The organism is Streptomyces yongxingensis (genome assembly GCF_055597465.1).
In genome coordinates, this window is sequence record NZ_CM145717.1 from 5,854,638 (window position 1) to 5,880,004 (window position 25,367).

The following is a 25,367-nucleotide window of genomic DNA, read 5'->3' on the forward strand; positions in this document are numbered from 1 at the left end:
ACGGCAACCGCCGCGCGCCTCGATCAGACGGCGACCAGGGCACCACCCGCGCTGTCGTCATCGTCCGGGCCGTCGCCGTCACGCAGGGCATCGCCGACGCGGTCGAAGGCGGAGCGCTGCGAGTCCAGCCGGACGAAGGTGTAGATGTCCATCGTCACGCGGATCGAGCTGTGCCCGAGGACTTCCATGATCATCCGGGCGTCGGCTCCCTGCTCGTGGAGCAGGGACGCGCAGGTGTGCCGGAGGTCGTGGAAGCGGACGCGGCGGACCCCCGCCTTGTCGCACAGGAGGGTGAAGGCGCGGTTGAGGTTGCGCGGCTCGAGCGGAGTCCCTTTCTTCGTGGTGAACACAAGATCATTGCCGCCGCACTTCCACTTCTCTCCCGCCGCCATCCGATCCCCGCGCTGCTGGACACGGCGAGCCCGGAGCGCCGTCACGCACTCGGCGGGCAGCGCCACCCGCCGGGCGGACCTCTGAGTTTTCGGGGCGGCGATCAGCAGTTCACCGCCAACGCGCTGGAGCGTCTGCCGGATAGTGACCGTCCCGTCGGCCAGGTCCACGTCCTTCCACCGGAGACCCAGGACCTCACCGCGCCGCAGACCGATCCGTACGGCCAGCTCGTACACCGCCCAGAGCCGGTTACCTCGCGCCGCCATCAGGAGCTGACGCCCTTCCTGCACGGTCAGCGGCTCTATCTCGCGCTTCGTGCCCATGCCCAGCTCGACGTTCTTGGCCACGTTGCGCGGTAGCTCGTCCTCCCGCACCGCGTGCTCCAGCGCGGCCCGCAGCAGCACGAGGAGAAACCGCACGGTCCGGTCGGACGGGTACGACTTGCAGCACTTGCCCAGCGCGCAGCAGCGGCGTTTCCGCTCCGGGCGCGCCTTGTCCTTCCCCTGAGCGCAGCACTGGCATGTACGGGCCGTGGCGGCGAGGAAGGCCCGGATGTCCCGTGCGGTGAGCCGCGTCAGCTTCTTCTTCCCGAGGCCCGGAGCGAGGTAGTTCCGCACGAGGGAGTCATAAGCGGCGTACGTGGCCGGACGGACCTTGATGCGCGCGACGTTGGCCAGCCAGTACGTCAGGAAGTCGCCCAGGCTCTGTTTGCTCGTGGCGACGGGAAGTCCGTTGTTGGAGTCGGCCTTGAGCCTGGTCAGCTTGTCGTGGGCGTCATCTCAGGTCTTCCCGTAGACGCTGCGCCGCTTGTGCGTGCTGTCGGCCGTCAGGACGTACGCGATGCCCTCCCAACGCCCATCCTTGCGCTGGTAGATGCTTCCTCCGCCGTTCGCGTTTGCCCATCAGGCGGCCTCTCGTTCGGTCTGGCGTGCGATGTAGCTCCGCGAAGAGGGCTTGATCTACACAGTGCAGGGGCGCGGCAGCTACGTAGCCGACGTGATCGGCCCCGGCGGCGAGCTGATCGAGACGGTCGGAAGGGGCGAGGCCTCAGCGAGCACAGAACCCACCGGGACCATCACCGAAGCACTCCTAGAGGTCCGGGACCAGCTCCGCACCTTGAACGCGGAGGTCCAGACCCTCAAGCGGGAAGTCGCCGAACTGAAGGCGCGGCAGGACTCGTAGCCCGCTCCTCCTGGGTCTCCGCCACCTCCGCACGAATGTCCTCCAGTTCACCGCGCAGGCGCTCAGTCATGGCCGCGATCTCGGCCAACAGCGCCCGCTCCTGCTCGGCCAGCACCAGTTCCCCCTTGTCGTCTGCGCGTTGGTCGCGCGCACCCCGCATTGCGATCCTCCGGCGATCTTCTGGTGCGAGCTGTTCAGAGTTTCCTTACTGGATCAAGGCGGCCCGCTTGCGCGGGCCGCGCGCGCTGGCGGCCCGTGGCCGCCGCCCGCTCCTGTCTGCCGCCCCGCTCAGCGGCGCCCCCATGCCACTCAGCGCGCCACCCCGCACCAGCAGCGCACCTAGCGCAGTCAGCATCTGGAACAGCTCCCACAGAGCTCCTGCCGACCGCAGTGGACGCGCCGACGTAGCAACACGGCCAAGGCCACGTGCCCAGTCCTGCCAGCCGTCGAGGGGCGGCTACGCGGAGCGGTTTACATGACTGGCCGTCCGCCGACTGCGGCCATCGCCGTTGTGCGCGTAGGAACGGCCAGCGGGGAGGGGAGGGGTGCCCGGCCGGGGGTATGTCGATCGTCGGCCCCGGCCCGATACGGCCGGCCGCCGTACTGTCGCCGTCACGGATGCGAGCGCGTGAGCAGACCGAACTGCCCGGTCCTGGCGGGCGGGGAGCAGCTGCTGCCGCGCGGTGGCTCAGGCCGTCGTGGTCGCTCCGCGTCGGTTTCCGTATCCCGGTGGCCGACCTGCGTGTCGTAGACGCTCTGGTGACCGCCACCATCGAGCCCGCCACTCCGTATCTGCCTCGCACTCGTCACCACCCCTTTGCTCCGCTTGAACTCACCTGGAAATAGGCAGCGTCGAAACGAGTACGACAACCACCCCGGTACCATCGGCACCGGGGTCCTGATCACGGACTTCCCACCGGGCTACCCCTTGGCCTGCCAGGGTTTTGAGGGGTAGCCCGGTTTTGCGTATGCGGTTGTTCTACTGTGCGGTCCGACTCCCGGCCTCGCGGATCGTCTGTTGGGCGCGGGCATGGGGAGCCGGACCGCTGACAGCGGACGGGGCAGTGTCCGCCGCCCCTGGGCGTGGTGGGTGACATCCACGAGGCGAACGGGGCGTTGTCCGCCGCGCAGTCACCGTGCCCAGGGAGGGCGGGAGCTGCGGGTCCTTCCCATGGGCAGCAGCTCCCGCCCGGTCTCTAGGTCACCCGTCGCCTTCCTGGACGAAACCGGAGTTGTTGAGCAGGAACTGACACGTGTAGCCCAAGCTCCGAACGTGCCACTCAGCCGACCGCAAGCCGGAGCCCAGCCCCTGACGCACCTCATGCGGAATGGTGTTCAACCTGCTGCGCCTCGAGTACCAGGCCACGGTGGCCCGGTTCAGACGGTCGATCCGCTTCTCTGCCAGTGGCATCAACGTGTGAATGTGCCCCAGCAACGCTTTGTGCAGGTCGCGCAGTTCTTCGTACGGCGGCAGTACCGTCCGCGTCACTAAGGCGTTGACGATCGTCCTCTTGATCTCCTCGACGTCCACTTCGTCTTGCTGCTCGCCTGCGCGTTGCACCGCCGCGCTCATGGCCTTCACCCCGCATGTTTGCTGTCTGTCCGGCCTTAGACATGGTGGGGTTACAGGACGTCCTAATGAAGGCCGCTTAGAGGACTCAAAGAGGACATCTATGGGACCTACTAGCGAGGTCAGAAAGGTGAGGGTCCCCAAATGGGCCCTTTAAAGCTACCGTTGGCGGAGCTGACCAGCCCCATCGAAACCGTGAGGAAGTCCAGTGCCCAGGCCAGTGGGAAACGTTCGGCTCAAGGCCGCCCGGCAGGCGGCGGGATACGCGTCTCAGGAAGCGTTGGCGGAGGCCATCCGTAACACCGCTCCTCAGCTCGGCATACGGTCGTTGCAGATCAGCGTGCGCCAAGTCCGCCGCTGGGAGTCAGCGAATCCACCATGGCCGCAGCCTGACGTTCAGCGGGTACTGACGCATCTCCTGGGCCAGTCCATCGAGGAACTGGGCTTCACCGCCCCGTGGGACGGCACGAGTTCGACGCGGGAGGGTGCCAGTCGGCGACCCGTCGCAGCATCGGGAGCGCCCGCGATCGGACCCGCCCCCGGGCCATTTCCCACCGCGAACAATGCCACACAACCAGCCACGGTAGGCAGCGACTTCGCCGCGATCACGGCTGCTCACCGACGCCTGTACTGGTCCGTGCAGCCCTCCCAACTCCACGCCACCGTGGTGGAGCACACACGTCTGGGCACAGCGCTCATCGGTGAGACAACCGGCCGTTGCCGTACCGCCCTGGCCGCCGCACTCGCCGAGTCCTACCTTCTCGCCGGACGTATCGACTTCTTCGACCTCCAGCAGCCCAACGCCGCGAACCACGCGTTTGTGCGTGGCCTCCAGGCCGCCGGGGAAGCCGACGACGCGCTCTTGGGAGCGGCGATCCTGGCTCATACTGCGTTCATCCCAGGCTGGGAGGGCCACAGGGAAGACGCCGAAGAGCGCATGTCTGCTGCCCGTGCCTACGCCCGCCGGGGCAACGCCCCCGCGATGATGCTGGCTTGGCTTGACGCAGTCGAGGCCGAATGCATGACACGCTGCAACGACACCCGCACGGCACTGCGCCTGATCTCCCACGCCGAAGGCGTACTAGCCGAAGGCGATACGGACGAGCCATGCCCGGTGTGGATGGACTGGTTCACCCCCGTCCGCCTCGCCGCGTTCAAAGGCAACACCCAGCTGACCGCCGGACACACGGCCCAGGCTCGGACCACGCTGCTGGGAGTCCTTGACAACCTGCCCGCCGACGACGGCAAGCAGCGGACCATCATCCTCGGCGACCTGGCCGCCGTGGAGGCCGCAGCCGGTAGGCCAGAGGAAGCCTGCCGATGGGCCAACGAAGCACTCGATCAGCTCAGCGTGACCTGGTACGCCGTCGGCATGGACCGCATCCGCGACGTCCGCAAGCGACTGCACGCATGGCGAGACGAACCGTACGTCCGCAGCCTGGACGACCGCATGTACGGCTGGGGAACGACCGTCAGCGCTCTTCAGCGCTGAGACTGGCTACCAGCCCCGGCAGCTCGGCGAGGCTGTGCACGCGGAAGGTCGGCACCGCGACGGCATCCGGCTCATCCCACTGAATCGTCGCCCACGGTCCACGCCGGACCAGCGCCGTCTTCATACCCACCTTGTCCGCCGGGCGGATGTCGTTGTCCAGCCGGTCACCCACGTAAAGGATCTCCTCGGCCGGGCAGGGAGCCGCGTCCGCCACATGGGAGAAGAACGCCGGATCGGGCTTGGACACGCCCCAGTCATCGGACGTGGCGATGAAGTCGGACGGGAGGTCGAGCGAGCGCAGTATGCCCCCTGCCCGTACGGTCTGGTTGCCCGCGATGCCCACCCACAGCCCAGCGTCCCGCAGCGCCGTCAGCGTCGGACGCACATCCGCGTACAGATCACTGTCATCAAAGTGCTCGGGCTGGCCAGCCTGAGCCCGCTTCTCCCGCTCTCCGTACAGATCAAAGCCAGGACGGAAGACCTGGAACGTCTCGCGGTAGTCCCGACCCTGAGCGATCACAGCGCCGAACATCGCCGCGAACGTGTGCCGGGGCACCCCCAACCAGTCCGCCCACGTGCCGTACTCGCGCGTCTCATCGACCAGGCACTCACCGACATCGAAAACCACAGCTCGGATCATGATGAGCAGGGTAGGACATGCGGAGCGCGGGCTAACGCCCCCCGTCTGGCATGGAGCAAGCTTCCCAGTGCCAATAGCGGGGTATTTATGGGTCTTCGCTAGAGGGGCCAAAGTAATGGTACTGGATATATTTCGGCGCTATCCACTTTCTCCAAAGGGCGCTGCACGGTTCCCGGTTGGAGTCAATTCTCTTTGCGCATTTAGCGCAAATCATAGGGCCCGTGCTCTGGCCGCATTTATCGTTCACGTGGACGACTCGCTCGCAGTATTGGCATGCCGCCATGTCGTGAGGTTGCGGAAACCAGCAAACTTGCTCTACTTCTTCTGGCTCGTCATCCCAGGAACCGTATGAGATTGTCGTCTTCCGAGGCCCAAATTTCGGAGGGCCTTTGCATATAGGGCACCGGAACTTGATCCAATATGTTGCTAGCATGGCGTGATACTGATTCCGCTCGGTGCTCCATTTCTGTTCGAGCCACGCATCTCTCGCTTCCTGGCGTGCTTGGGCGTCCATTGCAGCCTTGCGACTCTGCCTTCTTCGGAATTCTTCGAAGTTAAATGACATGACCCCCTCCTCCAGGGGAATGCGGCCCACGCAGTCGGTCGACCACTTCGACGAAACCGATGTTGAGATCCCTTTTTAAGGTTCTCTCCGGGGCGCGGGGGGCGCGAGTCGGCCAACGGGAGTGCGCACGCCGTATCGCAGGACTCGTGCGCGCGCCGATCGCCGATGGAGTGACCGGCCAGGACATCGGGCCGCAGCCCGGCGGCTTGGAGAGGCGAGAAACACCAGGCCAAAGCGGCTCCGCGCACCACTCCACGGATCCGTCTGCTCTCGCACTCCAGGCGTCAGGAGGCGGAGAGGCTGGTGTATTTGCTGCGTCGACGGGCTGCGGCGGTGCCGGTGAGCAGTGAGCCGAGTACGGCCACTGCGGAGAGCAGGAAGGTCGCCGTGTAGCTCACTTCGGCGAGGGCGCCCCCGAGCAGCCCCGCGACGCCCACGGCGACGTCGAAGAAGGACGTGATGGCGCCGAGCGCGGCGCCTCGCTCTTCCTCGGGCGCGGTGTCGATGGTGATGAGGGCGAGGGCCGGGTAGAGCAAGGTGAATCCGCCCCCTGCGATCAGCGCCCCGGCGGCCGCGACCCAGAGGACCGGCGCGAAAGCGATGAGCACCATGCCGATCGCCTCCACCGAGGCGGAGACGACGATCACGGGCAGTGCGCCGATACGGTCCGGAACCCGACCCGCCAGCAGACGCACGCTGACGTATGCCACGCTGAACAGGCTGATCAGTAAGGACCCGTTGTCGATGCCTCGCGAGGTGAGGGCGAGGGCTCCGAAGCTGGCGACTGCTGCATAGCCGAACGCGCCGCAGCCGAGGGAGAGCCCGGGCAGCACGGAGGAGGGCGGCAGCAGTCGGGTGGACACGGCGGCTCCCCGGCGCGCGCTGTTGGGCAGGAACAACAGCACGCCGACGGACACAGCGGGCAGCACCGCGGCCGTGACCCAGACCGCGCCGAACGAGCCGCTTCGGAAGACCACTTCCCCCAACACCGGTCCGACGGTCAGGCCGGTCCACATGGCCAGCCCGTAGAACCCGACGATCTGTCCGCGGCGTTCCGTCGGCGTCAGGGACACAGTCCAGACGGAGCCTGCGGTGAAGAGCAGCGCTTCTCCCACGCCCATCACCAGCCGCGCAGCGAAGAGCCCCGGCAGTCCCAGCGGCAGGGCGTAGAGCCCGGCGACGACGACGATGAGGGCGGAACCGAGCAGCATCACCGGCCTGCTGCCCCTGCGTTGGGCCAGCTGGCCCGCGTACGGTCGCACCAGCAGGGCGACCACACCCGAGACCGTGAAGGCCGCCCCGACCTGGAACGCGGATCCGTGTAGTTCCTCGGTGACTAGTCGGGGAATGACCGGGATCACGAGTCCGAAAGAGGTGAAGGTACAAAACAGGGACGTGGCCACGCCCGCAAAGGTGCGGGCCCAGTTGGCCTTGACAGTGTTCCGGGCCGGACCCACAGCTTGTGCGCTTTGCGTCGCCGGTAACGCTTCGTCGCTCAAAATCTGCCTCCGTCAGCTGACTCCACGGGAGTTGCCGCCGTCTGCCAGCAGCACGGTTCCCGTGACAAACGCGGCCCGCTCGCGGGCGAAGAAGCAGGCCGGGGCACCCATGTCGCGTGCTTGGCCGATCTTCCCCAACGGCAGCCCGTGTGCGCCAGCGGTTATTCGGGTCTTCCACCGAGGGCGCGTACGTTCAGGCGGCGCGTGCTTCTGACGGCAACGACGGCACTCGACGCCGGTCATTGGCCCGACATGAGCACCAGGACGGACCGTTACCGAGTTCCGCGCCAGCACCCTGCCCGAACCTACGGATCAAGAGGTTGCAGGTTCGAATCCTGCCGAGCGCGCAGCAGCTCAGAGGCCCCTTCCGATCATCGGAAGGGGCCTCTTGCGTATGCGATGGGATGGTGACGAGGTCCGGCTCGGTGGCGAAGTCATCGAGCCGGACCTCGGTTCAAGCCTTGGCTCCGGTCACTGCGAAGGCGACCGGCGGGCCGTGCGGGGGTAGCGCCCTACATGCCGGTCGGCGTTCCCCGGGGGGCGGTCCGTCCGGCCATGCCGCCACCGCCAGTGCTCACTCCGCCGTGCGGGGCCCGTGCGCTGTGGCCGTCGGCCTTGAACTTCCCGTTCCGCAGCTCGAAGCGTTGGGGTGGCGAGCAGCCGATCGCCGGGGTGATCAGCAGGCTCGTGGTGACGGGCGCGGGGTTGGTGCTCGCCGTCGAGAATTCGCAGATCGCGCCCCGCCCGGTGACCGGGAACCAGAACCAGCTGTCCACCGCGCCGACCCGTACCTCATCCGACAGCACGAGCCGGCCGTGCTGCCGGACGAATGCCTTCAGGCGGACGGAGGCCCGCAGCGGGTCGACGGCGGACCGGATCGCGGTCAGGGTGAACTTGACGTTCTGGTCCGCGTCCAGGACCGAGGACGCGATCTGCCTGGTCTCGGCCGCCCGCCCGTCGCCTGGCCGCCCGCCGTGGGCTTCGGCTTCGGTGGTTTCGGCGGGGGTGGCCAGCATGGCGACGGTCGCCAGGGCGGTTATCAGTACCGAGCTGCCGCGCACGAGCGCGCTCGCTTGTATCGGCATATTTCCTCCCGGGGTTCATGCGTTCCATTTGCGCATGAATGCCACTTTTTCCCTTCCACCTGGAAACAGGAAAAGCACCTGCATCACCCGTTCGCGCGCGGCGTCACCCGGTCGGACCGGACAACTGCTCCACCGGTCGTCGGCCGCCTATGGTTGGGCATGGCCGTTCGACAGGTTCCTGGTTCGCCGTCAGAGGCTGGTCGAACCCAGGGATCAAGAGGTTGCGGGTTCGCATCCCGCCGAGCGTGCGCCCTACTTCGGTGCCTGGAAGCCGCCGATCTTCTGCTCGAGCAGTTCGGCCAGCCGCAGTGGGGTGCGGTCCTCGAACGTCGGACCGATGAGCTGCACTCCCACCGGCAGACCCTCGGGGGACCGGCCCGTCGGTATGGCGGTGCCGGGTAGGCCGGGCATGGTGGCCAGACCGGCCCAGACGAGCTGGTCGAGGTACGGGTACGCGGCGCCGTCGATGTCGATCCGGCGTTCCAGCCGATCGGGGTTGTGGTCGTGCGGGAACGCGGGAGTGGGAGTGATGGGGCACACCACGGCGTCGAACTCGGCGAAGAGCCGCCGCCAGCCGTGGCGGTGGAGCTCGCGACGGTCGTTCGCCTCGATCCAGTCGCGGTGGCTGAACACCATGCCGCGCAGCCGCGCCGCGTCGAGACTCCGGTCGTCCGCGCCCAGCGCGGCGGCGCGGGTCCGGAACTGCTCGTACGCTTCGACGGGGAAACGCGCGCTGAAGCCCGAAAACAGCAAGTGCATGTAGAGCGTCGCGGCTTCGCTCAGATCGGGCAGCAGCGGACTGTGCCGTTCGACGCGGGCGCCGCCGTCGACAAGCGCGTCGGCCACCCGGTTCAGGCCCGCCCGCACGGCGGACCCGGTCGGAATGAGCGGATGCTCATCGAGGATGAGGACCCGGAAGTCGCGGAGTCGCTCGTGGCGCGCGGGCGGCAGCGTCACGTCGTGCGCCACACCGAGCGTCAGCGGGTCCGGTCCGGCCATGACGTCGAGCAGGAGCGTGAGGTCGCGGGCCGTGCGCGCCATCGGGCCGACGACGGCGAGGTCCTGTTCGACCGGCAGTGCCGGCGCGGTCGGCGGGACCATACCGCGGCTCGCCGCCAGCCCGAGTGTCGGCTTGTGCGCGTAGACACCGCAGAAATGTGCGGGGGTGCGCAACGAACCGGCGATGTCGGAGCCGATGGACAGCGCGCCGAACCCGGACGCCAGGGCCGCCGCCGATCCGCCGGAGGATCCACCCGGCGTGCGACCGTGATCCCACGGGTTATTGGTGGTGCCGTAGACGTCGTTGAAGCTCTGCACATCTTGCAGCCCCAAGGGCACGTTGGTCTTACCGAGCACCACCGCGCCCGCGGCCTTGAGCCGCGACACCTGCACCGCGTCCTCGGCCGGTAGGTAGTTCCGGTGTTGCGGCATGCCCCAGGTCGTGGGCAGCCCGGCGATGTCATAGGACTCCTTGACCGTCACCGGAATGCCGAGCAGCGGCCGGTCCTCACCGCGGGCGCGCGCCTGGTCGGCACCGCGCGCGGCGGCCCGCGCACGGTCGAAGTCCGGCACACAGATCGCGTTGATCGCCTTGTCGTCCCGCTCAATACGGGCGATCGCCTCGTCGGTCAGTTCCGCCGAGCTCACTTCACCGGCACGCAAGGCAGCCGCGAGTTTTTCGGCCGTCAGAAAATTCCACTCCATGAATCGGACCGTATCGACCTCTGAGACAGGTCATAAAACGCCGCTTCGCACAATGGGGTGGATGTCTCGGCGGTCATTATTTTCCTCCGCGGTGGCATCAGCCCGGGACGGCGCGGTCGATCACCCCTCCTCCGGTGTGGCGGGGCGGAACATCGCCAGGAAGCCGCTGAGCAGAGTGAAGGCGAGAAGGAACAATTCCGTTTCCATCCCGCTGATGCCGCCCGCGGTCATCTGGGTCCCGAGAACGATCCACGTCGCCGATCCCATGCTCACCAGCAGCTGATTGTCTCGCTCCCGCAGCAGCCGCATTCCCGCCCACAGCAGCAACGGCACCAGCGTCAACCAGGCGAGTGTGGCCAGCGTCCCTTCGATGAACCCTGCGCCGATGCCCCCATCCGGATTGGCTTGTTCCGCTTCTGACTCCCACCGCTCGGCGGATTCCCAGATCCAGTACGTCGCATGGGCGGCGGCCGCCGAGACGACGATGCCCTTTGCCCAGCGGCCCAGCCTGCTGCTCACCATGGCTTCACCCTGCACAGCACGGCCCTCGCACGCCTGAGTACCCATACTCACCCTCGGCCGAGACGTGCCACTTCTCCGCGGGGAGGCGCCCGCTGACCTCCATGCCCGTCATGCCGTGCGTGCTGGTCAGCAGCAGCGCCGCGAATCGCCGGGCAGCGCGGCGAGCGCGCGGCGCGGCTCCTCGGCCGGGAGCAACCGGGGATCGTCCTGATCCAGGCGACCAACGCGCAGTCCGCCGTCCACATAAGGAGTGGCGGGCCCGCCGACGACGCGGCCCGGGTGATCGCGAAGGCCGTGACCGCCGGAAAGCCTCGCCCCGCTACACCGTCGGCCGCGACGCGGCCCTGGCCTGGGGGCCACTGGGCGCGCCGCCGCTGCACGGTATTAGTTGTCCGTTAGCAGAACGCCAACGCGATCTTCGAAGCTGATTGTCGTCCGGGAGCGAGACGGACAGAACACAGCAACGAGAGGTCACGATGAACACCGCCACCGCCACCAACCGCTTCCGCGGCCGCGCCGGCCGCCGTATCGCCGCCGCCCTTGTCGCCGCCGCCGCGCTGAGCCTGGGGGCCACGGCCTGCGGGCCGGACGACTCCGGGAACGCCTCCGGCTCCTCGGCCTCGGCGCAGCCCACCAGCGGCTCCTCCTCGGACAACTCCGGGGGCAACTCCGGGGGCAACTCCGGGGGCAACTCCGGGGGCAACTCCGGCTCGCAGGGCCAGGGCGGCGGCAAGACCGACACGGCGCCGCCCGCCGCAGGCACCGGTGGCGGGTCCGCCTCCTCCGGGGGCGGCGCCGCCAACGCGGGGAACCACCGCACGTTCGTCGGCACGCTGAAGTACCTCGCGCCCGGCAAGCTGACCGTCAAGCCCGAGAGCGGCGGCATGGAGCAGGCATTCTTTGTCGCCAACGCCACGCGGATCCTCGGCGCGGCCGCGATCTGCGCCGAGGACGACGGCGCCGAAGGCGCGTCCATCGGCGACGACGGCTACGGCACCGCGAAGTGCACCGTGGACCAGTTGGAGAAGGCCGCGAAGACCAACAGCGTGACCGTCCGCGTCACCATGAACCCCAAGTCCGGCGCCGCCGAGACGGTCGAGGAGAAGTACCACCCGTAAGCCCCGCGTTCCGCACTCCGCGCGCCCGGTGGGCCCTCCGCCCACCGGGCGCGCGGGCCTGCGCGATCACGCGAAGGCGATGACGACAGCGGCCGACGGTCCTTGTCGCCACCCGGGCGGGTGCGTCGTACCAGCGGCGGACCCGCCCGGGCGGTGCGTACTGCGTTCTCAGTAGCGCGAAATGTCGGCAGGCGCACGACGACAGGGCGGCCCGCTCCCGGAGAGTCTGGGCGGACAGTCGGCACCAGATGCGGACAGTCGGCACCAGATGCGGAGACCTCCTGTCGTGGCTACTTTCCTTTACCAAGTGGGCCGTCTGGCCTTTCGGCGACGCTGGTACGTCGCCCTGGTCTGGGCGGCCGTCCTGGCCGCCGTCGGGCTGGGCGCGCTCAAGGCATCGGGGGCTTCCGACGAGGAGTTCTCGATGCCGGGCATCGAGTCCCAGAAGGCGTTCGACCTGATGGAACAGCGCTTCCCCGGAGCCTCCGCCGACGGCGCGACCGCCCGGGTCGTCTTCGTCGCGCCGGGCGGTGAGAAGGTCACCGCCACCGAGAACAGGCAGGCCGTCGAGAAGGCCGTGGCCAATCTGGCCGACGGGACACAGGTCGCGAGCGCCGTCGACCCGTTCCGGGCGAAGGCCGTCAGCAAGGACGGCACAACGGCCTACGCGACGGTCACCTACAAGGTCGCCGCCAACGACCTCACCGACACCAGCAAGAACCAACTGGAGCGGGCCATCCACACGGCCCAGGACTCCGGGCTGACCGTCGAGGCCGGCGGAAGCGCGATGGACGACGGCGGCGGGCCCGGCGGTGCGGCCGAGGTGATCGGTGTCGCGATAGCCGCCGTCGTGCTGCTGGTCACCTTCGGTTCGCTGGCCGCCGCAGGACTGCCGCTGCTGACCGCCGTCATCGGCGTCGGCGTGAGCATGGCCACCATCCTGACCCTGTCCGAGGCGCTGGGCCTGTCCACGACGACCGGCACCCTGGCGATGATGCTGGGTCTCGCGGTCGGCATCGACTACGCCCTGTTCGTCGTCTCCCGCTACCGCGAGGAGCGCACCAAGGGCCGGGTGCCGCAGGAGGCGGCCGGTCTGGCGGTCGGAACGGCCGGTTCCGCGGTCGTGTTCGCCGGGCTCACCGTCGTCATCGCGCTGGCCGGACTCGCGGTGGTCGGCATCCCGATGCTCACCAAGATGGGCCTGGCCGCGGCGGGCGCGGTCGTCGTCGCCGTACTGGTCGCGCTGACGCTGGTCCCGGCGTTCCTCGGCTTCTGGCCGAACGCCGTGCTCCGGCGGCGGGCCCGCAGGAGCGGACGGATCGAGGAGGAGGGCACCCGTGACAACGGGGGCAGCCGCTGGGCGCGGTTCGTGCTGCGGCGTCCGCTGCCCGTGCTGCTGCTCGGCGTGGTGGGCCTCGGTGCCCTCGCGGTGCCGATGACGGACCTGCAGCTCGGCATGCCCGGGGACGAGGCCAAGTCGACCTCCACCACCGAGCGCCGGGCCTACGACGCGCTCGCCGAGGGCTTCGGGCCGGGCTTCAACGGGCCACTGACCGTCGTGGTGGACGCGAAGGGGGACACCGACCCGAAGGGCGCCGCCGACACGGTCGCGAAGGAGATCGGCGGCACCGAGGGTGTCGTCTCCGTCTCCCCGGCCCGCTTCAACGAGGCCGGTGACACGGCCGTCTTCCAGGTCGTGCCGGCCACGGCGCCGACCGACGAAAGGACCAAGGACCTGGTCACGACCATTCGGGGCGAGCGGCCCGGGGCCGAGTCCGAGACCGGGGCGACCTTCGAGGTCACCGGTACCACCGCGCTGAACATCGACGTCTCCGACAAGGTGCAGGGCGCGCTGATCCCCTATCTGGTCGTCGTGGTGGGCCTCGCGATCGTGCTCCTGCTGGTGGTCTTCCGATCGCTGTTCGTCCCGCTGAAGGCGGCCCTCGGCTTCCTGCTGTCGGTGCTGGCCTCCCTCGGCGTGGTCGTCCTCGTCTTCCAGCAGGGCCACGGCGCCGAACTCCTGGGCGTGGAGCAGACCGGCCCGATCATGAGCCTGATGCCGATCTTCCTGGTGGGCATCATCTTCGGCCTGGCCATGGACTACGAGGTGTTCCTCGTCTCGCGGATGCGGGAGGCGTACGTCCACGGCGAGCGGCCCGGCCAGGCGATCACATCCGGGTTCCGGCACAGCGCGCGCGTGGTGGTGGCCGCCGCGCTGATCATGATCGCGGTGTTCGCCGGGTTCGTCGGCGAGAGCGACTCCATGGTCAAGATGATCGGGTTCGGGCTCGCCTCCGCCGTCCTGTTCGACGCCTTCGTCGTACGGATGGCGATCGTGCCCGCCGTGCTCGCCCTGCTCGGCGACAGGGCCTGGTGGCTGCCGAAGTGGCTGGACCGGCTGCTGCCCAAGGTCGACGTGGAGGGTGAGGCGCTCGGCCGCCGGCCGGAATCGGGACCGGGATCCGGACCGGGATCGGGATCGGGACCGGAATCGGACCCGGCCGGGGCGACCGGCCTGGAAGTGGCCCGCACCTGAGCGACCGCCGGACCCGCCCCCACCGGGGCCGCCCGTGGCGCACGACATGGGCGGCCCCGGCGGCGGTCCGCGCGGGGAACGGTCACGGTGGCCCCAGGGCGCCGAAACGGTCACGGTGGCTCACAGAGCGCCGAATCCGTCACGGTGGCTCAGAGGGCGCCGAATCGGTCACCATGGCCCACAGCACCGAGCGGAGAGCCCAGCCGATGAGCACCAGCCTTGAGCGTTACACGGACCGTTTCGAGCAGTACGCCGACCGCTATCCCCACGTCATCGACGTGGTGCTGGTCCTGGCACTGATGGGCTGTGCGGTCCTCGGCAGCAACCTCACCCTGCCCGGCGCCCACCCACCCGACCAGGACAAGACCGCCACCGTCCTCATGGGCGTGTCCTGCCTCGCCCTGCTGAAGTACCGGAGCCATCCGCGCACCGCGGTCGTCGTGACCGCGGTCTGCACCGCGATCGCTATCGTGCTGGGGTACCTGCTCACCCCCCTGCTGCTGGGACCCGTCATGGCGGCGCTCTACTGGCTGGCCACGCTCACCGACCGCAAGACCACGCGCGTCTTCGGCGTCACCATCATGGCGGCGCTGATGGTCGCGTCAGCGGTCTCCGACTCCATGGACCGTCTGTCCCTGGTGCTCCGGACGATCGGCCCCTTCTTCTGGCTGCTGCTGCCGCTCGCCGCCGGCAACATGACCCGGCTGCGCCGCGCCTACCTGGCATCGGTGCAGGCCCGCGCGGAACACGCCGAGCGCACCCGGGAGGAGGAGGCGCGGCTGCGCGTCACAGAGGAGCGCATGCGCATCGCCCGCGAGCTGCACGACGTCGTGGCGCATCACATGGCCCTGGCCAACGCGCAGGCCGGTACGGCCGCCCACCTCGCGCTCACCAGTCCGCAGCAGACGAAGAAGATCCTCACCGACCTGACCGGCACCACGTCCTCCGCGCTGCGCGAGCTGAAGGCCACGCTGGGGCTGCTGCGCCAGAACGGCGATCCGGCCTCCGCATCGCTGGAGCCGTCTCCCGGTCTCGCCCGACTGCCCGAACTGGTCTCGGCGTGCGCGTCCGCGGGGCTCGCCGTCACGGTCAGCACGACGGGGGAGCCCCGCCCGCTCTCCCCCGGGGTGGACCTGACCGCGTTCCGGATCGTGCAGGAGGCGCTCACCAACGTCTCCAAGCACGCCGCCGTGGACTCCGCACGGGTACATCTGGCCTACTCCGGATCACGCCTGCTGATCACGGTCAGCAACGACGGCCCGGACACCGACGGCGCCCTCGGCGGTATCAGCGGTGCCGAGGCCGCCAAGGCCACCGAGGCCACCGAGACCGCCAAGGCCACCGAGACCACCAAGGCCGCAGAGGCCGCGCCGGGCCAGGGCTTCGGCGTCATGGGCATGCGTGAACGCGCCCGCACCATCGGCGGCGAACTCCGCGCGGGACCCCGCCCCGAGGGCGGCTTCGAGGTCACCACCGCGCTGCCGCTCCAGCCCTCGGCACCCGAAGCGGCCGTAGGCGCCACAGGCGCTCCAGCCGGAGGAGAAGAGTCATGACCATCAAGGTGCTGCTCGCCGACGACCAGACCTTGCTGCGGGCCACCTTCCGGATCCTGATCGACTCCTGCGAGGACATGACGGTGGTCGGCGAGGCATCGGACGGTGCGGAGGCGCTGGAGCTGACCCGCGCCCACCATCCCGACATCGTCCTCATGGACATCCGGATGCCGGGCACGGACGGTCTCGCCGCCACCTCCGCGATCTGCGCCGACCCGGAGCTGGCCGCCACCCGCGTCCTCATCCTGACGACGTTCGAGACCGAGGACTACGTCGCCCAGGCGCTGCGCGCCGGTGCCAGCGGCTTCCTCGGTAAGGACGTCACCGCCGAGACCCTGCTGGCCGGCCTGCGCACGGTGGCCTCCGGCGATGCGCTGCTGTCACCCGCCGCGACCCGCACCCTCATCACGAACTTCCTCATGTCCCCCGCCCCCGACGCCCACCTCGCGCCCCCGCAACGCCTGTCGGAGCTCACCGTCCGCGAGCGCGAGGTGATGGGCCTGGCCGCCGAGGGCAGGTCCAATACCGAGATCGCCGAGGTCCTCACGCTCAGCCCGCTGACCGTGCGCACCCACATTCATCGCGCGATGACGAAGCTGGGCGCCCGCGACCGTGCCCAACTGGTCGTCATCGCCTACCAGACGGGCCTTGTACGGGCGGCGCCGCCCGCACCGTGACCGTGGACGCCGACCGGTGTCGCCGCGAGAACTCACTTCTGGACCGGCGGGCAGTAGCCGGTCTCCTCGCCGATGGTGTTGATCTCGGCGTTGGACCTGGAGTCTCCCGCGTAGTTGATCTGGTCGGTGCAGCTCACGTCGGGCTTCTTGGGGGTGCCCGAGGGGGTGCCCGAGGGGGTGCCGCCCTTTTCCGGTTCCGGGCAGTAGCCGGTGTCCTCGCCGATGGAGTTGATCTCGGCGTTGGACCTGGAGTCCCCGGCGTAGTTGATCTGGTTCGTGCACTTCATCCCGGGCTTCTTGGGCGTGCCCGAGGGGGTGCTGCCCTTTTCCGGTTCCGGGCAGTAGCCGGTGTCCTCGCCGATGGAGTTGATCTCGGCGTTGGACCTGGAGTCCCCGGCGTAGTTGATCTGGTTCGTGCACTTCATCCCGGGCTTCTTGGGGGTGCCCGACGGGGTGCCCTTGGCGGAGTCCTGGGCCTGGTCCTGGGTCTTCGCCGTGGGTGCGGGGGACTGCGCGGCGCTCGCGGAGGTGGAGGGTGAGGACGAGGAACCGGTCTCGCCGTCCTGGCATGCGGTGAGCCCGAGCGCGGCGACAGCGATGATCATGGCGGCGGCGGCCTTGCGGGCGTGGCGCGTGTGGCGGAGGGCGGTGCGGTGCGACATGGTCTTCCCCGTTCTCGTGACGTGGTGTTTCGGGCTCGTGAGAACAAGGCTGCCGGTCACCGCTGATGATCTACCGCCGTACGGCTAACGCTCCACTAATGCCCGGGGCGGCCCGGGGGTTCGGCTGCTCGTGTGGCGGGCCGGGGAAGCACTGGGCACGCTGGAAATATGGCGATGAATCCACAGGAAAAGGTCTTCAACGGGGGATTCGCGGAGCAGACCGATTTCTGGTTCTCCAAAGCCGCCCGGCTCTCCGTGGTCGACGAGAGACTGCTGGCCGACGTACCGGGGGGCACGGCCGGCCCGTCCGACGTCCTCGTGGGGCAGAACGACATCCCGCTGCGGCAGGGCACGTCGTACACCCTCTCGTTCAGCGCCTCGGCGAGCCGGCCCGTGACGGTGAAGGCCCAGGTGCAGCTCAGCAAGGATCCGTACACCGCGACGTTGACGCAGGACATCCCGCTCGACGCGGAGCAGCGGTACACGTTCACGTTCTCCTCGACCCTCGACACCGAGTACGGCCAGGTCTCGTTCCACATCGGCGGCGACCCCGAGCCCTGGGTGTTCCGGCTGGACGACGTATCGCTCCTGGGCGGCGATCCACTGCCGCGGTACGTACCGGACACCGGCTCGCGGGTGCGGGTCAACCAGGTCGGCTATCTGCCCTTCGGGCCGAAACGCGCGACCGTCGTGACCGATGCCGCCGGGCCGGTCCCCTGGCAGGTGAACAGAGGTGACGGTGTCACCGTCGGGTCCGGCACGTCGACGCCTCGCGGGAGCGACACCTCCTCCGGGCAGCGGGTCCACACGGTGGACTTCGGCGAGGTGACGGAGGCCGGGGCCGGGTACACGCTGACCGCCGATGGGCAGACCAGCTACCCGTTCGACATCTCTCCCGCCCTGTATGACCAGTTGCGCTCCGACGCCCTGCACTTCTTCTACGTGCAGCGCAGTGGCATCCCGATCAGCGACGAGCTGGCGCCCGGGTACGGCCGGCCGGCCGGGCACATCGGTGTCCCTCCCAATACGGGCGACACCAATGTGCCCTGCAGACCGGGTGAGGGCGACTACGCGCTGGATGTGCGGGGCGGCTGGTACGACGCGGGCGACCACGGCAAGTACGTGGTCAACGGCGGCATCGCCGTCTACCAGCTGCTCAGCGAGTACGAACGGACCCGCACCGCGCCCGGGGCGCGCCCGGACGGGCTGGGCGACGGCGAGCTGCGCGTTCCCGAGCGCGGCAACGGCGTACCGGACATCCTGGACGAGGCGCGCTGGGAGCTGGAGTTCCTGCTGCGCATGCAGGTGCCGGCCGGTAAGCCCCTCCAGGGGATGGCCCACCACAAGGTGCACGACGACGAGTGGACCGGTCTGCCGCTGTCCCCGGACCGGGACGACAAGACGCGCCATCTGCATCCGCCGTCCACGGCGGCGACGCTCAACCTGGCGGCGACGGCCGCGCAGGCCGCCCGGCTGTACCCGCCCTACGACCCGGGCTTCGCCGCGCGCTGCCTGACCGCGGCCCGTACCGCCTGGGAGGCCGCGCAGGCCCATCAGGACATGTTCGCCAGCGGCGAGGTGGAGGGAGGTGGCGCGTACGACGACGCCCACGTGTGCGACGAGACCTACTGGGCCGCCGCCGAACTGTTCCTCACCACCGGCGAGCAGACCTACCTCGACGCGCTGCGGACCTCGCCGTACCGGATCGGTGAGCGTGACCCGTTCCCGCCGGAGGGGTTCAGCTGGCAGCAGGTCGCGGCGCTCGGCCGGCTCGACCTGGCGACCGTGCCCAGCACGCTGCCGGAGGCCGAACGGGACGCCGTCCGCGCCTCGGTGCGGGCCGCCGCGGACGGGTACCTGGCGACGGCGCGCGAGCAGGCGTACGGGATACCGGTCACGGGCGATGAGCTCGAGTGGGGCTCCAACAGCGCGGTGCTCAACAAGCTCGCCGTCATCGCGACGGCCTTCGACCTGACCGGCGACCAGCGGTACCGGGACGGGGCGCTGGAGGGGCTGGACTACATCCTCGGCCGCAACGCCCTCAACCACTCCTATGTGACCGGGTACGGCGAACGCCCTTCCCACAACCAGCACAGTCGAATCTACGGTCACGAGGCCGACCCGGCGTTCCCGGAGCCGCCCGCCGGCTCGATCGCCGGCGGCGCGAACAGAAAGGTCCAGGACCCGAAGGCGAAGAGGATGCTGTTCGACTACACGGTCGATCCGCCGCATCACCCCGAGCCGCAGTTCTGCTACGTCGACGACATTGACTCGTGGTCGACCAATGAGGTCGCCATCAACTGGAATTCGGCGCTGTCGTGGGTGGTTTCGTTCGCGGCCGGCCTCCGGTGACGGCGGTGTGGGGGCAGCGGATTTCCCTTGGCGGGCAGAACGACGTAGAGTTACGTCTACCGACGCGGGGTGGAGCAGCTCGGTAGCTCGCTGGGCTCATAACCCAGAGGTCGCAGGTTCAAATCCTGTCCCCGCTACTCAGGTATCGAGGGCCCGGCACTTCTTCAGTGCCGGGCCCTCGGTCGTTCGGTCACGCCGAGGGCCCCGCCGCCGTCAGCGCCTGACCTTCCAGCTCACCGGGCGCTTGGTGTCATCGCCTGTGCTGTACGTCACCGTGGACGGCCGTATGCCGTTGGGCACCAGGAACACCTTGCACAGGGAGACCTTCGCCCCCACCGCGAAGTCGTCCGGGTCCTTGCCCGGGCAGGCGGCCACCTCGGTGTCGCCGGTGATGAGCGGCTGGTCGTCCACACCGCCTGTGTCCTCGAGGCCGGTGGGGGTGTTGAGGAACGGGTAGTGGAGGGAGTTCTCGCCGATGTTCTCGAAGGTCATGGTGACGTAGTACGGCTGGGTGGTCCGTACGTCGGACGGCTCCACACCCGCCGTCCTCAGCTCGGCGTGGGTGCCCTTGCGCACGCTCACCGCCGTGGCCCGCAGGGCGCCGCGCATATGGTCCGAGCCGCGCTTGTAGGTGACCGACGTGGGCTCGCCGAGCCGGAGGGTCTTGCCGCCGTCGCTGTCGGCCGCCATGTCGGCGCGGGTCGCCGGCTGCCGTCGGCCGGACGCGGCGGTGTCGTCCTCACAGCCGGCCGTGGCGAGGCCGAGGAGGGTGACGCCGAGGGCGCAGACGAGAGCGGTTCCGGAGCGGGCGGCGGCGCGCGGCGGGCGGTTGGGCATGGACGGTCCCCCGGTGGTCGGTGGTGGTCGATCGGTGACGACGTCGAGCGAGCGGTGACCGCCGTAGCTGGATACGCCGGTCACGGGGCGTCAGTTCACCTTCTCGGATCCCCTTGTGGTGATCTTGCTACAGATCATCATGGGCGTGACAAAACCACTGGTCGAGGCTCTGATCAACTCGAGGCGAGAGCTTGAGACGAGGCTGTGGCAATACGCCCGGGGCAACTACCGTGATCCGTATGGACGATACCGCCGTGGTGTCGGTGCAGCGGTTCTGGCAGGAACTCGGGCTGCCCGGACTCATCGACGTGCACACCCACTTCATGCCCCAGCGCGTACTGGACAAGGTCTGGGCCTTCTTCGACGCCGTCGAGCCCCGCTGGCACATCACCTACCGCGAGGAGGAGGACGAACGCCTCGCGACGCTACGGACGTTCGGGGTGCGGGCCTTCACCGCCATGCTCTACCCCCACAAGCCCGACATGGCGCGGTGGCTGAACGACTGGGCGGCCGAGTTCGCCGCCCGTACGCCCGACTGTCTGCACACCGCGACCTTCTTCCCCGAGCCCGGTGTGGAGGGGTACGTGCGCGCGGCGCTCGAGGGCGGGGCGCGGGTGTTCAAGGCCCATGTGCAGGTGGGGGCGTACGATCCGGGCGACGCGCTGCTCGACCCGGTGTGGGGCGTGCTCGCCGAGAGCGGGACACCCGTCGTCATCCACTGCGGCTCGGGGCCCCACCCGGGCACGTACACCGGACCGGAGCCGGTGGGGCGGGTGCTGGCCCGTCATCCTCGGCTGCGCCTGATCATCGCGCATATGGGGCTGCCGGAGTACGCGGACTTCCTGGGGCTGGCGGAGCGGTACGAAGGGGTGCACCTGGACACCACGATGGCGTTCACCGACTTCACCGAGAGCCGGTGGCCGTTTCCGCGGTCGGAGCGGGGGAGGCTGGCGGCCCTGGGGGACCGGGTGCTGTTCGGGAGCGACTTCCCCAACATCCCGTACGGGTACCGGCACGCGCTGGACGCGCTGACGCGGGTCGGGCAGGACGAGGAGTGGCTGCGCGGGGTGTGTTACGGGAACGCGGCCCGGCTGTTCGGGATATGACGCGGTGTGCCGGTTCCGGATGCGCCCGTTCGGGAACGTGCGCGGCTGTTCTGAACAGGAGGCTCGCCCGGCGCCTGCGCCGGCGCCGGGCGGGGGCGCCTGAGCGGATCGGTCAGCTCTTGTCCAGTGGCAGCGCCTCGGCCAGCGTGCGCCACTCCTCGCGGGGGAGGCTCTTCAGCGGGTCGTCGCTCACCACCTGGATCGCGAGGTGGTCCGCGCCCGCGGCCAGGAACTCGTCCACGCGCGCCCGGATCGCCTCCGCGTCACCGATGGCGTACATGGCGGCCAGGAGACGGTCGCTGCCGCCGTCCGCGAAGTCCGCGTCCTCGAAGCCCAGCCGCCGGAAGTTGTTGGTGTAGTTGGGCAGCGCCAGGTAGCGGCCGAGGTAGTCGCGGGCGGTGGCACGGGCGCGGTCCAGGTCCGTGTCGAGGACGACCTTCAGCTCCGGCGCGAGCACGGCCTCCTTGCCCAGGACGTCGCGGGCCTTGGCGGTGTGCTCCGGGGTGACGAGGTACGGATGCGCGCCGGCCGCGCGGTCACGGGACAGCTCCAGCATCTTGGGGCCGAGGGCGGCCAGGACCCGCTGGGCGGCGGGGACCGGGGCCGGGGCGGAGTCCAGCGCGGTCAGGTACTCCTTCATCGCCGTGTACGGGCGCTGGTAGCGCTCGCCGGCGAGCGCGCTGTGGCTCACGCCGAGGCCGAGGACGAAGCGGCCGTCGTGGGCGGCGTTGAGCGCGGTGTGCCGCTCGGCGACGTAGGCCGCCTCGTGGTCCCAGATGCTCAGGATTCCGGTCGCGACGGTGATCCGGGAGGTGGCGTCCAGCAGGACTCCGGCCTGATCCGGGCTGGGGCTGCCACCGAGCCAGATGGCGCCGTACCCCAGCTCGTCGAGCTCGGCCGCCGCCTCGCTGACCTGCTCTGATGGGGCGAAGTCCGTCTTCAGGGCCGCGGTCCAGATGCCGATCTTGCCAAGTGCGGGACGAGAAGTCATACAGAGGGAAGCGCGGAGAGCCCTTCCGGATATTCCGTGGCCCCCACAGGAGTTCCGTGCCCCGGATCCGTGGTCGCGCCTTCCGGCCGGTCCCGTCCCTGCCTACACAGGATTCTCAGGTAATTCACAGGCAGCCGAAAGGGACCTCTCAGGGCCCGCTCCGAGGGTGGAGGCCATGATGCCGACCTCGCCTCATGGGCGTACCGAGCTGCTGCGCCCCGATGGGAGCCCCGTCCGGGTGCTGGTTGTGGACGACGAGTCGGCGCTCGCCGACCTGCTGTCGATGGCGCTGCGCTACGAGGGGTGGGAGGTGCGCACCGCGGGTGACGGCACGGAGGCGATCCGGATCACCCGTGAGCTGCGCCCGGACGCGGTGGTCCTGGACATCATGCTGCCCGACATGGACGGGCTCACGGTGCTGGGGCGGCTGCGCCGCGAACTGCCCGATGTCCCGGTGCTGTTCCTGACCGCGCGGGACGCGGTGGAGGACCGGATCGCGGGGCTGACGGCGGGCGGCGACGACTACGTCACCAAGCCGTTCAGCCTGGAGGAGGTCGTCGCCCGGCTGCGCGGGCTGCTGCGCAGGTCGGGGGCGGCGGCCGCGCGCAGTGAGTCGGTGCTGGCCGTCGGCGATCTGATCCTGGACGAGGACAGCCACGAGGTGTCGCGCGGGGGACAGGAGATCCATCTCACCGCGACCGAGTTCGAGCTGCTGCGCTATCTCATGCGCAATCCGCGCCGGGTGCTCAGCAAGGCGCAGATCCTGGACCGGGTCTGGAGCTATGACTTCGGCGGTCAGGCCAACGTGGTCGAGCTCTACATCTCCTACCTGCGGCGCAAGATCGACGCGGGGCGCAGCCCGATGATCCACACCCGGCGGGGCGCGGGGTATCTGATCAAGCCCGGGGAGTAGACACCGTGGCGCACCCCCCGCCCCGGCCGCCCCGGGGCCCCGACACGCCCGGCGTACCCGAGCCGTCCGGCGCCCCCGGGATGCCCGGTGCCTCCCAGCCGCTTCTGGGCGCGGGAGCGGCGCAGGGGCGCGCGCACGCCCGGCGCGCTCAGCGGGCGGGGAGTGCTCAGCGGGCGGGGAGTGCTCAGCGGGCGGGGCGCGCTGGACGGGCCGGGAGCGCTCAGCGGGCCGGGCGCCGCCCCTGGTCCCTGCGCACCCGCCTGGTCGTCTCGGCCGTCGCGCTGATCGCGGTGGTCTGCGCGGTGATCGGCACGGTCACGACCCTCGCCCTGCAGTCGTACCTCCAGGGTCAGGTGGACGACGGTCTGCGCGTGTCCGTCGGGCGGTTCCTGAACAAGCCGGGTCCGGCGCGCGACCTCCCCCGGGACGATGTGCTCTTCGTCGCCTCGCCCGGTCAGCCCATCGGCACGGTCGGGGCGCGGTTCGGACAGGACGGCGAGATCTCCATGTCCGGCAAGAGCAATGACTCGCCCATGACGAACGAGGTCGACGCCGAGAACCGGGTGGACCCCCTGACCAGCGGTCAGCGGAAGGCGATCGCCGCCGTCCCCCTGGACGGAAAGGTGCACACCATCGATCTGCCCGGCCTCGGCGGCTATCGGGCCGTGGCCCAGTGGGACCACCGGGACGGCGGCATCATCCTCGCCTTCCCGCTCGACCAGACCCACGAGACGGTCAACACCCTCATCCTCGTGGAGGTCTGTGTGACCGCGGCCGGTCTGGTCGCGGCCGGGATCGCCGGGGCCGCGATGGTCGGCATCTCGCTGCGCCCGCTGCGCCGGGTGGCCGCGACCGCGACCCGGGTCTCCGAACTGCCCCTGCACAGCGGCGAGGTGGCGCTGCGCGAGCGGGTCCCCGCCTCGGAGTCCGATCCGCGCACCGAGGTCGGCCAGGTGGGCGCGGCGCTCAACCGCATGCTCGGCCATGTGGAGTCGGCGCTCGCGGCCCGCCAGGAGAGCGAGACGCGGGTGCGGCAGTTCGTCGCCGACGCCAGCCATGAGCTCCGTACGCCGCTCGCCTCGATCCGCGGCTACGCCGAGCTGACCCGGCGCGGCCGGGAGGAGATCGGGCCCGACACCCGGCATGCCCTCGACCGGGTCGAGTCCGAGGCCGGGCGGATGACCGGGCTGGTCGAGGATCTCCTGCTGCTCGCCCGGCTGGACGCGGGACGGCCGCTGGAATGCGCGGAGGTCGATCTGTCCCCGCTGGTCGTGGACGCCGTCAGCGACGCGCGGGCGGTCGGCTCCGACCACGAGTGGCGGCTGGAGCTGCCCGATGAACCGGCGGTCGTCCACGGCGACGACGCCCGGCTGCGCCAGGTGCTGGTCAACCTCCTCGCCAACGCGCGGACGCACACCCCGGCCGGCACCACGGTCACGGCGCGGGTGCTGTGGGGCGGGCCCCAGGCCGGGCCCCAGGCGTCGCCTTACCCCTCGCCGTATCCGGCGCCGTACGGGCTCTCCCATGGGGTGCCGTACGGGGCGTCGTCCCATGGCCACCGTAAGGGGCGCGGTTCGCCGTCCGCCCAGAGGTACGCCACGCCTTACGGCTCCCCGCACGCGGCCGCCCGCGCCGCCGGGGCCTTCGGCCCTCCCCAGCCGCCCTCGTACGTCTCGCTGGAGATCGAGGACGACGGTCCGGGCATCCCGTCCGAGCTGTTGCCGCATGTCTTCGAGCGGTTCGCGCGCGGTGACGCCTCGCGCTCCCGCGCCGCGGGCAGCACGGGGCTCGGCCTGGCCATCGTGCACGCGGTCGTGGCCGCGCACGACGGGCAGGTGACGGTGGACAGCGTGCCGGGGCGCACCGTGTTCGGCGTCCACCTGCCCGTGCACCGGGTCGTTCACCCGGGCGTGACGGACTCACAGGCAGGCCACAGGCTGACCACACAGCCGTGACAGCGCGGCTCGCGACCG

The 25,367-nt window shown here is 69.7% G+C and carries 19 protein-coding genes, 1 tRNA gene and 1 pseudogene; 11 read left to right on the forward strand and 10 right to left on the reverse strand.

The window, feature by feature from the left end; translation table 11 throughout:
- Window positions 1-23: 23 nt before the first annotated feature.
- Window positions 24-1,265: pseudogene (locus ACZ6TD_RS25200) on the reverse strand (site-specific integrase).
- Between the two features lie 79 nt (window positions 1,266-1,344).
- Here ACZ6TD_RS25200 and ACZ6TD_RS25205 point away from each other — a divergent pair.
- Window positions 1,345-1,572: a hypothetical protein gene (locus ACZ6TD_RS25205; RefSeq protein ID WP_471341822.1), complete on the forward strand. Its 228-nt coding sequence runs from the start codon at window positions 1,345-1,347 to the stop codon at window positions 1,570-1,572.
- A 1,201-nt stretch (window positions 1,573-2,773) separates the two neighbouring features.
- On the opposite strand, the gene ACZ6TD_RS25210 is transcribed toward ACZ6TD_RS25205, so the two are convergent.
- Entirely contained in the window at window positions 2,774-3,145 is a 372-nt protein-coding gene (locus ACZ6TD_RS25210; protein WP_471341824.1) for a DUF6415 family natural product biosynthesis protein, read from the reverse strand.
- A gap of 664 nt (window positions 3,146-3,809) precedes the next feature.
- Here ACZ6TD_RS25210 and ACZ6TD_RS25215 point away from each other — a divergent pair.
- Window positions 3,810-4,634 carry a transcriptional regulator gene (locus ACZ6TD_RS25215; RefSeq protein WP_471341825.1) on the forward strand — a complete coding sequence of 275 codons (825 nt, stop codon included), beginning with the start codon at window positions 3,810-3,812 and terminating at the stop codon, window positions 4,632-4,634.
- Here the strand turns inward: ACZ6TD_RS25215 and ACZ6TD_RS25220 are convergent.
- The 5 genes from ACZ6TD_RS25220 to ACZ6TD_RS25240 all read right to left on the reverse strand — a co-directional run bounded on the left by ACZ6TD_RS25220 (window position 4,615) and on the right by ACZ6TD_RS25240 (window position 10,649).
- Window positions 4,615-5,274, reverse strand: a complete 660-nt coding sequence (locus ACZ6TD_RS25220; protein WP_471341828.1) for an HAD family hydrolase — start codon at window positions 5,272-5,274, stop codon at window positions 4,615-4,617. The two genes, ACZ6TD_RS25215 and ACZ6TD_RS25220, sit on opposite strands and share 20 nt — an antisense overlap.
- A gap of 849 nt (window positions 5,275-6,123) precedes the next feature.
- Complete coding sequence (locus tag ACZ6TD_RS25225; protein WP_471341830.1) at window positions 6,124-7,242, reverse strand: MFS transporter; 1,119 nt, start codon at window positions 7,240-7,242, stop codon at window positions 6,124-6,126.
- A 608-nt stretch (window positions 7,243-7,850) separates the two neighbouring features.
- Window positions 7,851-8,423, reverse strand: coding sequence for a hypothetical protein (locus tag ACZ6TD_RS25230; RefSeq protein ID WP_471341832.1), 573 nt, complete (start codon window positions 8,421-8,423; stop codon window positions 7,851-7,853).
- A 252-nt stretch (window positions 8,424-8,675) separates the two neighbouring features.
- Window positions 8,676-10,127: an amidase gene (locus tag ACZ6TD_RS25235; protein WP_471341834.1), complete on the reverse strand. Its 1,452-nt coding sequence runs from the start codon at window positions 10,125-10,127 to the stop codon at window positions 8,676-8,678.
- 120 nt (window positions 10,128-10,247) lie between these two features.
- Window positions 10,248-10,649 carry a hypothetical protein gene (locus ACZ6TD_RS25240; RefSeq protein WP_471341836.1) on the reverse strand — a complete coding sequence of 134 codons (402 nt, stop codon included), beginning with the start codon at window positions 10,647-10,649 and terminating at the stop codon, window positions 10,248-10,250.
- A 476-nt stretch (window positions 10,650-11,125) separates the two neighbouring features.
- Here ACZ6TD_RS25240 and ACZ6TD_RS25245 point away from each other — a divergent pair, with 476 nt between their 5' ends.
- The 4 genes from ACZ6TD_RS25245 (at window position 11,126) to ACZ6TD_RS25260 (ending at window position 16,533) form a co-directional block, all read left to right on the forward strand.
- Window positions 11,126-11,767, forward strand: a complete 642-nt coding sequence (locus ACZ6TD_RS25245; RefSeq protein WP_471341838.1) for a hypothetical protein — start codon at window positions 11,126-11,128, stop codon at window positions 11,765-11,767.
- Window positions 11,768-12,053: 286 nt separating this feature from the next.
- Entirely contained in the window at window positions 12,054-14,303 is a 2,250-nt protein-coding gene (locus ACZ6TD_RS25250; RefSeq protein WP_471341840.1) for an MMPL family transporter, read from the forward strand.
- A 206-nt stretch (window positions 14,304-14,509) separates the two neighbouring features.
- The gene (locus ACZ6TD_RS25255; protein WP_471341842.1) at window positions 14,510-15,856 is read left to right on the forward strand and encodes a sensor histidine kinase; all 1,347 of its coding nucleotides are present in this window, start codon (window positions 14,510-14,512) and stop codon (window positions 15,854-15,856) included.
- Complete coding sequence (locus ACZ6TD_RS25260) at window positions 15,853-16,533, forward strand: response regulator transcription factor (RefSeq protein ID WP_471341844.1); 681 nt, start codon at window positions 15,853-15,855, stop codon at window positions 16,531-16,533. The genes ACZ6TD_RS25255 and ACZ6TD_RS25260 overlap by 4 nt, the downstream gene beginning before the upstream one ends.
- Window positions 16,534-16,565: 32 nt before the next feature.
- On the opposite strand, the gene ACZ6TD_RS25265 is transcribed toward ACZ6TD_RS25260, so the two are convergent.
- Window positions 16,566-17,195: a hypothetical protein gene (locus ACZ6TD_RS25265; RefSeq protein WP_471341846.1), complete on the reverse strand. Its 630-nt coding sequence runs from the start codon at window positions 17,193-17,195 to the stop codon at window positions 16,566-16,568.
- 168 nt (window positions 17,196-17,363) lie between these two features.
- Between ACZ6TD_RS25265 and ACZ6TD_RS25270 the strand changes: the two genes are divergently transcribed.
- Both ACZ6TD_RS25270 and ACZ6TD_RS25275 read left to right on the forward strand, forming a co-directional pair.
- Window positions 17,364-19,547, forward strand: coding sequence for a glycoside hydrolase family 9 protein (locus ACZ6TD_RS25270; RefSeq protein ID WP_471341849.1), 2,184 nt, complete (start codon window positions 17,364-17,366; stop codon window positions 19,545-19,547).
- 63 nt (window positions 19,548-19,610) lie between these two features.
- Window positions 19,611-19,684: transfer RNA gene (locus tag ACZ6TD_RS25275), tRNA-Met, on the forward strand.
- 76 nt (window positions 19,685-19,760) lie between these two features.
- On the opposite strand, the gene ACZ6TD_RS25280 is transcribed toward ACZ6TD_RS25275, so the two are convergent.
- Window positions 19,761-20,468, reverse strand: a complete 708-nt coding sequence (locus ACZ6TD_RS25280) for a hypothetical protein (RefSeq protein ID WP_471341851.1) — start codon at window positions 20,466-20,468, stop codon at window positions 19,761-19,763.
- A gap of 155 nt (window positions 20,469-20,623) precedes the next feature.
- On the opposite strand from ACZ6TD_RS25280, the gene ACZ6TD_RS25285 reads away from it, so the two are divergent.
- A complete protein-coding gene (locus ACZ6TD_RS25285) occupies window positions 20,624-21,490 on the forward strand; it encodes an amidohydrolase family protein (RefSeq protein WP_471341853.1) in 867 nt (288 codons plus the stop codon).
- Window positions 21,491-21,602: 112 nt separating this feature from the next.
- Here the strand turns inward: ACZ6TD_RS25285 and ACZ6TD_RS25290 are convergent, their stop codons facing one another.
- Window positions 21,603-22,481 carry an LLM class F420-dependent oxidoreductase gene (locus tag ACZ6TD_RS25290; RefSeq protein WP_471341855.1) on the reverse strand — a complete coding sequence of 293 codons (879 nt, stop codon included), beginning with the start codon at window positions 22,479-22,481 and terminating at the stop codon, window positions 21,603-21,605.
- A gap of 175 nt (window positions 22,482-22,656) precedes the next feature.
- Here ACZ6TD_RS25290 and ACZ6TD_RS25295 point away from each other — a divergent pair, with 175 nt between their 5' ends.
- Both ACZ6TD_RS25295 and ACZ6TD_RS25300 read left to right on the forward strand, forming a co-directional pair.
- A complete protein-coding gene (locus ACZ6TD_RS25295) occupies window positions 22,657-23,394 on the forward strand; it encodes a response regulator transcription factor (protein ID WP_471341857.1) in 738 nt (245 codons plus the stop codon).
- A 5-nt stretch (window positions 23,395-23,399) separates the two neighbouring features.
- Window positions 23,400-25,349, forward strand: coding sequence for a sensor histidine kinase (locus ACZ6TD_RS25300; RefSeq protein ID WP_471341858.1), 1,950 nt, complete (start codon window positions 23,400-23,402; stop codon window positions 25,347-25,349).
- Window positions 25,350-25,367 lie beyond the last annotated feature (18 nt).

What these genes read in the sequence shown, in the direction of transcription:
- ACZ6TD_RS25260 (WP_471341844.1), top strand. Translation starts at nt 15,853, where the DNA reads ATGACCATCAAGGTGCTGCTCGCCGACGACCAGACCTTGCTGCGGGCC.
- ACZ6TD_RS25235 (WP_471341834.1), bottom strand. Translation starts at nt 10,127, where the DNA reads ATGGAGTGGAATTTTCTGACGGCCGAAAAACTCGCGGCTGCCTTGCGT.
- ACZ6TD_RS25270 (WP_471341849.1), top strand. Translation starts at nt 17,364, where the DNA reads ATGGCGATGAATCCACAGGAAAAGGTCTTCAACGGGGGATTCGCGGAG.
- ACZ6TD_RS25255 (WP_471341842.1), top strand. Translation starts at nt 14,510, where the DNA reads ATGAGCACCAGCCTTGAGCGTTACACGGACCGTTTCGAGCAGTACGCC.
- ACZ6TD_RS25210 (WP_471341824.1), bottom strand. Translation starts at nt 3,145, where the DNA reads ATGAGCGCGGCGGTGCAACGCGCAGGCGAGCAGCAAGACGAAGTGGAC.
- ACZ6TD_RS25290 (WP_471341855.1), bottom strand. Translation starts at nt 22,481, where the DNA reads ATGACTTCTCGTCCCGCACTTGGCAAGATCGGCATCTGGACCGCGGCC.
- ACZ6TD_RS25295 (WP_471341857.1), top strand. Translation starts at nt 22,657, where the DNA reads ATGATGCCGACCTCGCCTCATGGGCGTACCGAGCTGCTGCGCCCCGAT.
- ACZ6TD_RS25285 (WP_471341853.1), top strand. Translation starts at nt 20,624, where the DNA reads ATGGACGATACCGCCGTGGTGTCGGTGCAGCGGTTCTGGCAGGAACTC.
- ACZ6TD_RS25265 (WP_471341846.1), bottom strand. Translation starts at nt 17,195, where the DNA reads ATGTCGCACCGCACCGCCCTCCGCCACACGCGCCACGCCCGCAAGGCC.
- ACZ6TD_RS25220 (WP_471341828.1), bottom strand. Translation starts at nt 5,274, where the DNA reads ATGATCCGAGCTGTGGTTTTCGATGTCGGTGAGTGCCTGGTCGATGAG.
- ACZ6TD_RS25240 (WP_471341836.1), bottom strand. Translation starts at nt 10,649, where the DNA reads ATGGTGAGCAGCAGGCTGGGCCGCTGGGCAAAGGGCATCGTCGTCTCG.
- ACZ6TD_RS25230 (WP_471341832.1), bottom strand. Translation starts at nt 8,423, where the DNA reads ATGCCGATACAAGCGAGCGCGCTCGTGCGCGGCAGCTCGGTACTGATA.
- ACZ6TD_RS25245 (WP_471341838.1), top strand. Translation starts at nt 11,126, where the DNA reads ATGAACACCGCCACCGCCACCAACCGCTTCCGCGGCCGCGCCGGCCGC.